At 69.5% G+C, this 11,588-nt stretch carries 10 protein-coding genes; 4 read left to right on the top strand and 6 right to left on the bottom strand.

Annotation, left to right across the window (positions count from 1 at the left end; translation table 11 throughout):
• Positions 1-54: 54 nt before the first annotated feature.
• Together LMI96_RS12670 and LMI96_RS12665 are read left to right on the top strand one after the other, a co-directional pair.
• Positions 55-3,630: a bifunctional RecB family nuclease/DEAD/DEAH box helicase gene (locus LMI96_RS12670; protein WP_228361734.1), complete on the top strand. Its 3,576-nt coding sequence runs from the start codon at positions 55-57 to the stop codon at positions 3,628-3,630.
• Positions 3,631-3,700: 70 nt separating this feature from the next.
• The gene (locus LMI96_RS12665) at positions 3,701-4,699 is read left to right on the top strand and encodes a magnesium and cobalt transport protein CorA (protein ID WP_223722651.1); all 999 of its coding nucleotides are present in this window, start codon (positions 3,701-3,703) and stop codon (positions 4,697-4,699) included.
• A 33-nt stretch (positions 4,700-4,732) separates the two neighbouring features.
• On the opposite strand, the gene upp is transcribed toward LMI96_RS12665, so the two are convergent.
• Positions 4,733-5,365, bottom strand: a complete 633-nt coding sequence (upp, locus tag LMI96_RS12660; protein WP_223722652.1) for a uracil phosphoribosyltransferase — start codon at positions 5,363-5,365, stop codon at positions 4,733-4,735.
• Between the two features lie 35 nt (positions 5,366-5,400).
• On the opposite strand from upp, the gene tadA reads away from it, so the two are divergent.
• Complete coding sequence (gene tadA / locus LMI96_RS12655; RefSeq protein ID WP_228361733.1) at positions 5,401-5,868, top strand: tRNA adenosine(34) deaminase TadA; 468 nt, start codon at positions 5,401-5,403, stop codon at positions 5,866-5,868.
• 66 nt (positions 5,869-5,934) lie between these two features.
• Here tadA and LMI96_RS12650 read toward each other — a convergent pair whose 3' ends face one another.
• Positions 5,935-6,864, bottom strand: a complete 930-nt coding sequence (locus LMI96_RS12650) for an LLM class F420-dependent oxidoreductase (RefSeq protein ID WP_228361732.1) — start codon at positions 6,862-6,864, stop codon at positions 5,935-5,937.
• A gap of 16 nt (positions 6,865-6,880) precedes the next feature.
• A complete protein-coding gene (locus LMI96_RS12645) occupies positions 6,881-8,008 on the bottom strand; it encodes an alpha/beta hydrolase (protein WP_228361731.1) in 1,128 nt (375 codons plus the stop codon).
• 93 nt (positions 8,009-8,101) lie between these two features.
• Here LMI96_RS12645 and proC point away from each other — a divergent pair, with 93 nt between their 5' ends.
• Positions 8,102-8,932, top strand: a complete 831-nt coding sequence (gene proC, locus LMI96_RS12640; RefSeq protein WP_228361730.1) for a pyrroline-5-carboxylate reductase — start codon at positions 8,102-8,104, stop codon at positions 8,930-8,932.
• A gap of 19 nt (positions 8,933-8,951) precedes the next feature.
• On the opposite strand, the gene LMI96_RS12635 is transcribed toward proC, so the two are convergent.
• Genes LMI96_RS12635 through LMI96_RS12625 form a run of 3 tightly spaced genes read right to left on the bottom strand, consistent with a single transcriptional unit; the run spans position 8,952 to position 11,543 of the window.
• Entirely contained in the window at positions 8,952-9,419 is a 468-nt protein-coding gene (locus tag LMI96_RS12635; RefSeq protein WP_223722657.1) for a hypothetical protein, read from the bottom strand.
• A gap of 17 nt (positions 9,420-9,436) precedes the next feature.
• The gene (locus tag LMI96_RS12630; protein ID WP_223722658.1) at positions 9,437-10,108 is read right to left on the bottom strand and encodes a TrkA family potassium uptake protein; all 672 of its coding nucleotides are present in this window, start codon (positions 10,106-10,108) and stop codon (positions 9,437-9,439) included.
• Positions 10,101-11,543, bottom strand: coding sequence for a TrkH family potassium uptake protein (locus tag LMI96_RS12625; protein ID WP_374197479.1), 1,443 nt, complete (start codon positions 11,541-11,543; stop codon positions 10,101-10,103). The genes LMI96_RS12630 and LMI96_RS12625 overlap by 8 nt, the downstream gene beginning before the upstream one ends.
• Positions 11,544-11,588: the final 45 nt, after the last annotated feature.

The following is an 11,588-nucleotide window of genomic DNA, read 5'->3' as shown; positions in this document are numbered from 1 at the left end:
GTCGTGCAGGTCGTGTCGGAAGGCGCGGTTAGGGTCGAACGCGGAAGGGAACGGATGCGGTACATCGAGCCCCAGGAGGGCGAGCCCGGCAGGATCGTGTGGAGTGCGAGCGATCTGAAGGCCGCGGCGGAATGCGAGTTCGCGTGGTCGCGCCAGATCGACGCGCGCCTCGGCCGGATCGCCGCCGTTCCCGACCCCGAAGATCTCATGCTCGAGCGGGCCGCCCGGCTCGGCACCCGGCACGAAGAAGACGCGCTCGCACGGTACCGGGCGGAGCAGGGCGACGCGGTCGCCGAGATCGCGGAGACGCGCTCCGGAGACGCCGAGGGCATGACCGCTGCGGTGGCGGCGACGATCGCCGCACTGACCGATCCGTCTGTCCGGGTCATCTACCAGGCGGCGTTCCGCACCGACGATTTCGTCGGATTCGCCGACTTCCTCGTTCGAAGTCACGACGGTTCGTGGATCGTGCAAGACACGAAGCTCGCCCGGCACGCGCGGGTCACCGCGCTCATGCAGCTCGCGGCATACGCCGAGCAGCTCGACCGATTGGGTGTTCCCCGGTCGGACCGGGTGGAGTTGCTTCTGGGTGACGGCTCCGTGAGCGTGCACCGCGTCACCGACCTCGCGCCGGTGTACGCGCTGCGTCGGCGACGACTCGCCGCGCTCGTGGCCGACCGCGACCTCGCGGCCGGTGCGGCGGGAAACCCGCTCGCGTGGGGCGATGACCGCGGCGATCTGCAGATCGTGGCGTGCGGACGATGCGCGACGTGCGAGCAGGAGGTCGTCGCCGCGCGCGATCTGCTGCTGGTGGCGGGCATGCGCCCGGTGCAGCGGGAGCGGCTCCGTCGCGCCGGGATCACGACGATCGACGCGCTCGCCGCGGCAGGCGACGACGCGGCGCCCGCACGGATGAGCGCCGATGTCTTCGCCTCGCTGCAGACCCAGGCGCGCCTCCAGCTCGACAGCCCGGCCGGAGTCCCGTCCGGCGAGGTGGCGCCGCCGGAAGCCCGCCCCGCCGTGCCGCGCTACGAAGTCGTGCTGCCGCAGGCGCTCGGCGCGCTCCCGCGCCGAGACCCGGGCGACCTCTTCTTCGACTTCGAGGGTGATCCGCTGTACACCGAGGGTGCGAGCGGGGAGTGGGGGATCGATTACCTGTTCGGGTGGATCGACACCCGCGAGCAGTACACCGCCCTCTGGGCGCACTCCTTCGCCGAGGAGCGCACGGCCTTCGAGACGTTCGTCGACGTGATCGAGCTGCGGCGGCGGCAGCATCCGGGAATGCACATCTACCATTACGCGCCGTACGAGCCCACGCATCTGCTGGCGATGGCCGCGAAGTACGGCACCCGTGAGGCGGAGATCGACCGGATGCTGCGCGACGGTCTCTTCGTCGATCTCTACCCCGTGGTGCGTCGCGCGCTGCGGGTGGGCTCGCGGTCGTATTCGATCAAGAAGCTCGAGCCGCTCTACATGGGTGACGCGCTCCGCACGAGTGAGGTGCAGCGCGGCGACGACTCGATCGTGCGGTATGTCGAAGCGCGCGTGCTGCGCGATGCCGGTGACCGCGACGCGGCCGCCGCGATCTTCGCGGACCTCGCCGAGTACAACCGCGACGACTGCGTCTCGACCCTGCGGCTGCGCGACTGGTTGGTCGACCGTGCGCGCGACGCGGGGCTGATGCCGTCCGGCGATCCGTCGGTCGGCGAGTTCGTGTACGAGGCGTCGCCCCGCGCCGTCGCCCTCGGCCGAGCCGCGGACGCCGCCGCCGAGGTCGTGACGGCCGCCGGCGCCGATCCGACGACCGATGACGACGTCGTGGCGCTGCGGCTGGCCGCGGCCGCGATCGACTACTACCCGCGGGAGGCGAAGACCTTCTGGGCGTCGCACTTCCTCCGCCTCCGCGAGCCCGTGTCGCTCTGGGAAGACACCCGCGACGTCGTCGTGGTCGATGCCGAGCGTTCGCACCTCCTCGAGGATTGGCACACCGGCGAGGGGCGCGCCCGTTCGCTCCGCCGCCGGCTCGAGTTGCGCGGCGATCTCGCGCCCGGAACCCGCCTGTCGGCGGGCGGGCAGCCGTTCGTGCTCTACCCGCTCCCCGCGCCCTTCCCCACCGTGCCGTCGCCGCGGTGGATCCACGTGGCTCGCACGGTGCGGGTCGTGGAGGTGCTCGAGGACGGCGCGATCGTCGAAGAGCTGGCGAGCGACGGCGAGACCTGGGCGGAACTGCCGTTCGCGCTCACGCCGTCGGCCCCGCCGTCCGCAGGCAACCAGCAGACCGCGATCGACGCGTGGGCCGACCGCGTGATCGATGCGGCGCCGACGTTCCCCGAAGACCCCGCGACCGACATCCTCCGACGGCTGCCCCCTCGCACCGGAAGCCACCGCCTCGATGCGGCGGGCGGCGCCCTCGATGACATCACCGCAATCACGCGCAGCATCCGGGCACTGGAACGCAGTTACCTCGCGGTGCAGGGCCCGCCCGGCACCGGCAAGACCTACGTCGGCTCCCACGTCATCGCCCGGCTCGTGCACGAGCACGGCTATCGCGTCGGTGTCGTGGCGCAATCGCACGCCGTCATCGAGCACATGCTCGACCGCGTGGTCGCGGCCGGGGTGCCGAAGCATCTCGTCGGAAAGGCGCTGAAGGATCCGGATGCGGCGGCCACGGTCTCGTTCACCGCGATCGAGAAGAACGGTGTCGCGGCCTTCACGGAGGGTCGTCCCGGCGGCTTCGTCATCGGCGGGACGGCGTGGGACTTCAGTCACTCGAACCGCGTCCCGCGCGGGAGTCTCGATCTCCTCGTGATCGACGAGGCCGGGCAGTTCTCGCTCGCCTCCACGATCGCGGTCTCGGTCGCTGCGACGCGGCTGCTCCTCCTCGGCGACCCGCAGCAGCTTCCGCAGGTGAGCCAGGGAACGCACCCGGAACCCGTCGACACCTCCGCGCTCGGCTGGGTGATGCGCGGCGCCGCGGTGCTGCCGCGGGAGTACGGCACATTCCTGTCGCGGTCGTGGCGGATGCATCCGGAGGTCGCCCGCCCGGTGTCGCTGCTGTCGTACGCGGGAGAACTCGCCTCGGCGCCGCCCACCGCGCTCCGCAACCTCGAGGGCGTAGTGCCCGGCGTGCACGCGGTTCCCGTGCGGCACCGCGGGAATGCGGTTGCGTCTCCCGAGGAGGCGGCGGAGGTCGTGCGGCTCGTGCGCGCGACGCTCGGCCGCACGTGGACGCCGTCCGACGAGATCGACGGGGTGGTGACGGAACTTCCCTCGCGCCCGGTCACGGCCGACGACATCATCGTGGTGACCCCCTATAACGCGCAGCAGGGCGAGGTCGAAGCCGCGCTCGAGGCGGCCGGGATCCCGGGTGTCCGCGTGGGTACCGTCGACCGTTTCCAAGGCCAGGAGGCGGTCGTCGCGATCGTGACGCTCGCCGCGTCATCCGGTCGTGATGCGCCGCGCGGACTCGAGTTCCTGCTGCTGCAGAACCGGTTGAACGTCGCCGTGTCCCGTGCGCAGTTCGCCGCCTACGTCGTCTACTCGCCCGGGCTCCTCGATGATCTGCCGCGCACTCCCGACGGCGTCACCCGACTGAGCGCGTTCGCCCGGCTGGTGGGCGAGGGAGTCTGAGCGGCGGCACGTTCACGAATGGTCGGCGAGCGTGGGCTATCATCGCCCGTCGGCTGTGAAGGAGAATCCCATGCTCATCGACAACGCCATCTACGTCGACGGCCGACGTGTCGCCACCCCGCAGAACCTCGACGAGACGTTCGAGTTGCGTGCCGAGTACGGCGGTCTCGCCTGGATCGGGATGTACCGGCCGAGTCGCGAAGAGCTCGAGGCCGTCGCGCTCGAGTTCGATCTGCATCCGCTCGCCGTCGAGGATGCACTCAGCGGGCACCAGCGCTCGAAGGTCGAGCGCTACGGCGACATCCTGTTCGTGGTGCTGCGCCCCGCCCGCTACGACGACGCGCGCGAAGAGGTCGAGTTCGGTGAGCTGCACCTGTTCGTCGGGCCGGAGTTCGTGATCTCCATCCGCCACGCGGAGTCGCCCGACCTGGCCGCGGTGCGGCACCGGCTCGAGTCCCAGCCCGAGCTGCTCGCGCTCGGCCCCGAGGCCGTGCTGTACGCGATCTTCGACCGGGTGGTCGACGAGTATGAGCCGGTCGTTGCGGGCATCGAGAACGACATCGACGAGATCGAGGATCAGCTCTTCGGCCACAGCGACGACGACGCCCTCTCGCGACGCATCTACGAACTGTTCGGTGAGGTCATCGACTTCGGCCGTGCGGTCGCGCCGCTGACCGGGATGCTGGAGTGGCTGCAGCGCGGTTACGAGAAGTACGACGTCAACCTCGAAGTGCAGCGCAGCCTGCGCGACGTGCTCGACCACTCGATCCGGATCAACGACCGGATCGAGGGATTCCGTGCCGTCCTCGACAAGGCGTTGACGGTGCACTCGGCGCTGGTGGCGCGCCGGCAGACGGAGGCGAGCCTCGCTCAAAACGATGAGATCAAGAAGATCTCGTCGTGGGCGGCGATCATCTTCGCGCCGGGGCTCATCGCCTCGATCTACGGCATGAACTTCGACAACATGCCCGAGCTCCACTGGGCATGGGGCTACCCGGTCGCGGTGGCGATGATGCTGGCGTTCGCCGGCGGACTCTTCGCGATCTTCAAGACGAAGAAGTGGCTCTGAGCGGACGCCCGCTCAGAGCGCGGGACGCCGCGGTCAGACGGTGCCGTACAGGCGGTCGCCGGCATCGCCGAGACCGGGCACGATGTAGCCCTTCTCGTTGAGACGCTCATCGAGTGCGCCGAGGACGAGGGTGACGTCCCGGTCACCGACCTGCTTCTCGATCGCGGCGACGCCCTCGGGTGCACCGAGCAGGCAGATGGCGGTGACGTCCTGCGCACCGCGACGGAACAGGAAGTCGATCGCCGCGCCGAGCGAGCCGCCGGTCGCGAGCATCGGGTCGAGCACGAAGCACTGACGGTCGCTCAGGTCGTCGGGCAGGCGCTCCGCGTACGTGGTGGGCTCGAGGGTCTCTTCGTTCCGCACCATTCCGAGGAATCCGACCTCGGCGGTGGGGAGGAGCTTCACCATGCCGTCGAGCATGCCGAGGCCCGCGCGCAGAATCGGCACGACGAGCGGGCGGGGCTCGCTGATCTTCACCCCGGTCGTGGTCGTCACAGGGGTCTGGATCTCGGCCGGCTCGACCCGCACGTTCCGCGTGGCCTCGTAGGCGAGCAGCGTGACGAGTTCTTCGGTGAGCTGACGGAACACCGGTGAGGGCGTCGTCTTGTCGCGAAGGACCGTGAGCTTGTGGGTGATGAGCGGATGGTCCGCGACGTGCAGGCGCATGTCTCCAGGCTAGAGCACCCGGCTAGCCTGGAGTGATGAGCCTGCCCGTGACTATCCGCGATGATGCGGCGATGGTGCGGGCGCTGGTCCTCGCGGCGGAGGCCGGTGACGCGGGAGACGTGCCGGTCGGCGCGGTCGTGATGGATGCGGATGGCCGCATTCTCGGTGAGGGCCGCAACGAGCGTGAGGAGACCGGGGACCCGACCGCTCACGCCGAGGTGGTGGCGCTTCGCCGCGCGGCGGCCGCGCGGGGCGAGTGGAACCTCGAGGGGTGCACGCTCGTCGTGACCCTCGAGCCCTGCGTCATGTGCGCCGGGGCGATCCTGCAGTCCCGCGTGCCCCGCCTCGTTTTCGGCGCCTGGGACGAGAAGGCGGGTGCGGCCGGATCGGTCTACGACCTGGTCCGCGACCGCCGGTTGCCGCACCGGGTCGAGGTCGTCGCCGGAGTGCGCGAGACCGAGGCATCCGCGTTGCTCCGCGCATTCTTCGACGCGCGACGCTGAGGAACACGGTCGGTATGGTTCGGGTGACAGCGCTCTGACGGTCAGCATCCGGGGCGCGACGCGCGGTCAGCGCGGAAGGTGCGGCAGCACCTCGGCGCCGAGGAACTCGAGCTGGTCGAGGTCGCGCAGGTCCATCAGCTGGAAGTAGACGCGTTCGGCCCCGAGAGCGCGCAGCCGCTCGACCTTGGCCAGGATCTCATCGGCCCCGCCGGTGATGTTCGTGTCACCGCGGAAACCGGCGAGGTCGGTGCCGATCGCCTCTGCCCGGCGCGAGAGAACGTCGTCGCTCCCGCCCGCGAGCGTTGGCAGTGCCACCGACAGTTTCAGGGTCTGCGGGTCGCGGCCGATCGCCTCGCACGCGGCACGGACGCCGTCGAACTTCTCCGCCACGACGCTCTCCGGCTGGAATCCGATGTTGAACTCCGTCGCGAACCGGGCGGCGATCGCGGGCGTACGCCGTGCGCCGCCCCCGCCGACGATGACGGGCACACGGGATTGCACGGGCTTCGGCAGGGCGGGTGCCTGCTCGAGTCGGTAGTGCGCGCCGTCGAACGAGTACGCCTCGTCGACGGGTGTCTGCCAGAGTCCGGTGATGAGCTCGAGTTGCTCTTCGAGCAGCGCGAACCGCTTCGGCGGGAACGGGATACCGTACGCGCGATGCTCCTCCTCGAACCACCCGGTGCCGAGGCCGAGCTCGACGCGTCCGCCCGACATCGCGTCGACTTGCGCGACCTGAATCGCGAGCACTCCCGGCGTCCGGTAGGTGACGGATGAGACGAGCGTGCCGAGGCGGATGCGGGAGGTCTCGCGAGCGAGGCCGGCCAGGGTCGTCCACGCATCGGTCGGACCGGGGAGCGGGTCACCCGGCCCCATCCGCAGGTAGTGGTCGGAACGGAAGAACCCGTCGAACCCGTGCCGCTCCGCGGACTGCGCGAAGGCGAGTTGGTCGTCGTACGAGAAACCCTGTTGGGGTTCGGTGAAGACGCAGTACTCCATGGTCGGTGCGCCGCGGTCAGTCAGCGGACCGGAGGATGATGGTCTCGGTCGGCGGCGCCGGATGCTGCGCCTGCCCGATGTACCCGATGACCTCCAGCAGAGCGCGTCTCACCTCCGCCGGCCGCTCCAGGTGCGGCGCGTGGCCGGCGCCCTCGAGCAGCAGCTCCTGCACGTGACCGCCGCGTTCGGTGTAGACCGCGAGCACATCGCGGGTCTGCGACACCATCTGCTGCGCGGGCGCCGCCTCATCGCCGGGCCAGCCGGGGATGATGTCGAGCGACCCGAGATGGTTCAGGTCGAAGAACGAGGCATCCGACACGATCGCGTCGACGTCGCCGTGCACCCAGAGGATGGGGGGTTTGGGCTCGATGTCGACGATCCCGGAGGTGTTGAAGTACTGCGGGGCCATCGTGTTCAGAACCCCGTTGCGGCCGGCGCCGAAGCCCGGCCAGTTCGGGCTGGATACCGAGTCACCCGGGTAGTTGCCGGGCGCGGTCGAGGTCGTGAGCATGGACGCGACCCAGATGTCCTCGTTCTCGGTCGTGTAGGTCGACGACACGTACGCCGAGCGGAATACGCTGCGCGGCGAGGTCTCGGCGGTGTCCGAGGCGTCGTGATCGATGAGGCGCTGGACGAAGTCGGGGTTGGCGCCGCCGCCGCCGCATCCGGCGTCGTCGTCGGTCAGTCGGCTTCCGTCGCGGCGCGTGCCGCCGAACCCGTAGGGCGAGACCGGTGCCTGCAGGGTGAGGGAGAGCGCCGGGTGATCCAGCGCGTACTGCATGACGACACCGCCGCCCATCGACCAGCCGACCAGGTGCGCCGACGGAATCTGCAGCGCCTCGAGCGTCGCGTGCAGATCGTCGCTGAAGTCGCGGACGCCGCGCGTCGCGTCGACGGGCAGGCTCTCGGTGCCGCCGAAGCCGCGCAGATCGACGGCCAGGACGCGCAGGTCGCTCGGCAGGTCTTGCATCAGTTCCTGCCAGAACAGGGCCGAGGAGACATTGCCGTGCACGAGGACGACCGTACGCTCGGCCGGCGTCGCGGGGTCGTCACCGCTTCGTTCCAGGACGTTCACGCTGAGCCGCGAGGTCTCCACGAGTCGCGCATCGATTCCATCGAGAAGAGGTGTCGTCGGTTCCGTCATGTCGGGTCCTTTACCGCGAGGGGGCTGCCGTGCCCCGGCATGTCCGATGATAGACCTCGGCTATCGACGAACCCCGAGGCCTAGGTTGGAGAAATGATCTCGCTTCCCTCGATCGCCATTCTCGGAGCCGGTTCGATGGGCGGTGCCGTTCTGCACGGTGTCGTCCGGTCCGGGCGCGCCGCCGGAATCACCGTCACGAACCGCACCCGCGCGAAGGCGGCCGCGCTCGCCGAACTCGACGGCGTCGACAGCATTGCGCTGGAGGATGATCCGGAGGGCAACGCGCGGGCGGCCGCATCCGCCGACGTGGTCCTGATCGGTGTGAAGCCCGCGATGGTGCCGGACCTGCTGGCCGAGATCGCCCCGCACCTGCGCGCGGGCGCGATCGTGGTGAGCCTCGCGGCGGGCGTAACGATCGCGACCTTCGAGCGGATTCTCGGCGCGGATGCCGTCGTGCTCCGGTCGATGCCGAACACTCCGGCACTCGTCGGAGCGGCCGTCACCGGCCTCGCCGCCGGCACGAACGCCGATGCCGCCGCGGTCGCGACGGTCACGGCCATCTTCGAGACCGTCGGCACCGTGCTCGAGGTGGCCGAGGACCGAATCGACGCGCTGTCGACCATCTCGGGATCGGGACCGGCCTACGTGTTCCTGCTGATCGAGAACCTCACCACCGCGGCGATCGGCAAGGGCTTCGACCGCGACGAGGCACGCACGATGGCCGAGCAGACCTTCATCGGGGCGGCCGCGCTGCTCGCTGCGTCGGGCGAAGAACCCGCGGAGCTGCGTCGTCGCGTGACGAGCCCCAAGGGCACGACGGAGCGGGCGATCGCGGTCCTCCAGGACGCGCACCTGGACGACGTGTTCGAGCGGGCGACGGATGCGGCGCTCGCCCGGGCGAAAGAACTCGCCGCCGGCGGTTGAGCCGATGCGTCGTCGGTGATCAGCGGCCTCGGACGCGCCCCAGGTAGTCCTGGAAATCGCCGAAGCTTCCCCCGAGGGTCGACGCGAGCGCCGCGGGGCTGTCGATCCACACGGCGTCATCCGGGTCGGGGAACATCTCCGGCGTGTGGACGCCGCGGATTCCGAGATACATCGGCTGTCCCTGCGGGTTCACGATCATCAGACCGCCGGCCGCGCACAGCTCGAATACGAAGGTGCACTCCGCCTCGGTGAGGGTCGCGTGCGGCAGCGACCCCGTCAGAGGTTCGGGCTGATCCAGCGGGTCGAGCTCCAGGTCTGTCCACGCACCGTCAAAGGCCAGCGCTACGCCGTCTGTCACCCGATAGAGCCCGTGCGTCTCAGGATCGACCGTCAGTCCGCGCGCGTCGAGGAATGCCATGATCTGCGCGCGGTCGTCCGCGCGCAGATCGTCACCGTCGATCGGATAGAAGCTCAGCGAGAATCCCATGCGGTCGCTCGTCTCGCTCAGCGGTCGAGCGTCGCGAAGCGCTCGATGTCGCTGTTCGTGCCCGAGACGATGATCAGGTCGTGGTTCGTGACGACCGTGTTCGCCTCGGCATAGCGGAATGGCTTGCCGGGGCTCTTCACGCCCACGACCGTGACGCGGTACTTGCTGCGGACGCCCGACTCGTTCAGGCCGACGCCGCGGATGAAACGCGGCGGGTACATCTTGGCGAGCACGAAGTCGTCGTCGAACCGGATGAAGTCCAGCATCCGGCCGCTCACCAGGTGTGCCACGCGCTCGCCGGCTTCGCGTTCGGGGTAGATGACGTGGTTCGCCCCGACGCGGGCGAGGATCTTGCCGTGTGACTGCGACACGGCCTTGGCCCAGATCTGTGGAACCTTCAGGTCGACGAGGTTGGCCGTGATGAGCACGGACGCCTCGATCGATGACCCGACCGCGACGACGGCGACCTGGAAGTCCTGCGCGCCGATCTGCTTCAGCGCTTCGAGGTTCTTCGCGTCGGCCTGCACCGTGTGCGTGACCCGCTCCGACCACTTCTGCACCAGGTCGAGGCTCTCGTCGATCGCGAGCACCTCGCGGTCGAGCCGGTCGAGCTCGCCCGCACAGGCGGCGCCGAAGCGGCCCAGCCCGATGACGAGCACGGGGGCATCCGAGCGGAGCTTCTCAACCAACGATCGGCCTCTCAACAGGCATCGAGTACAACTGCGAACGCGACGAAGCGGCGACGGCCGCGGCGAGTGTCACTGTACCAACGCGGCCCATGAACATCGTCACGGCGAGGACGTAGACCGCCGGGTCGGGCAGCTCTGTCGTGAGCCCGGTCGACAGGCCCACGGTGGCGAACCCCGACACCACCTCGAACAGCACTTCGTCGACGGGTGCTTTCGTGATCTGGGCGATCGTGATCGTCGATACCGCCACGATCGTCGCGCCCCATGCCACGACCGACAGGGCGACGCGCTGCACATCGCTCGGGATGCGGCGACCGAACGCCTGCACCGAGGGGCGTCCTTTGGCCTCCGAGAAGACGGCGAGAGCGAGCACGGCGAGCGTCGTCACCTTGATGCCGCCGGCGGTCGATGCGGAACCGCCGCCGACGAACATCAGCATCGAGCCGACCAGGAGCGACGACCCGTGCAGTTCTCCGATGTCGATGACGGAGAACCCGCCCGAGCGGGTCATCGCCGAGAGGAACAACGACTGGAAAGTGGTGTCCCACGCATCCATCCCGCCGAACGTCTGCGGATTGTCGTACTCGAGGGTCACGAACGCCACGGCGCCCGCGAAGAACAGGATGACGGTCGTGATGAGCGTGAGCTTGGTGTGCAGCGACCAGTGCCGCACGTGCCAGCGGTGCCGCCACAGCGTGAAGATGACGGGGAACCCGATCGAGCCGAGGAACACCCCGACCATCAGCACCGACATGAAGAAGTAGTCGGTGGCGAACGGCGCGAGCCCGTCGGCGTTCGGGGCGAAGCCGGTGTTCGTGAACGACATCGCCGCGAAGTACGGCGCCTCCCAGAGGGCCGTGATGGGGTCGACGCCGCCGAGCAGCAGGCCCGGGTAGAGCAGCACCGCGAGACCCGCCTCGATGACGAGGGTCGAGAGCGCGACGGTGGCCAGCAGCTGGCCCACCTCGCCGAGCCGCACGGTCTGCCCCTCGTTGACAGGTCCGCCGTGCACGCGCATCGGGTTGGAGTCGCCCGCGGCGATGAGCTTGGCACGCAGGCCCAGGCGCTTCGAGATGACGAGGCCGAGGATGCTGGCCAGGGTCAGCACACCGAGGGCGCCGACGTTCACGCCGATGTAGATGAACACCTGGCCGAGCGGCGACCAGTGCGCGCCCATGTTGACCGTCGACAGGCCCGTCACGCAGATCGTGGAGACGGCCGTGAACACGGCGTCGGCGAGCGGCGTCGCCTGACCGGATGCGGCCGCCGCGGGCAGCGACAGCAGCGCGGTGAACAGCAGGATCAACGACGAGAAGATCAAGACGGCGAAACGTGCGGGAGACGACGTCGTGAACTCGCGCGCTCCGTCTCGGAACCGGTCGAAGGCGATCGAGAGGCGTTCCCGCGACAGCACCCGCGCGGTGTCGGACATCATCCGGCACCCCTTTCGCACGAACAACAGGTCGGCGACCCGAACGGG

Source organism: Microbacterium sp. cx-59 (genome assembly GCF_020805625.1).
GTDB lineage: Bacteria > Actinomycetota > Actinomycetes > Actinomycetales > Microbacteriaceae > Microbacterium.
Note: the sequence above shows the minus strand (reverse complement) of the source record. Positions and strands in the feature narration are given on the sequence as shown.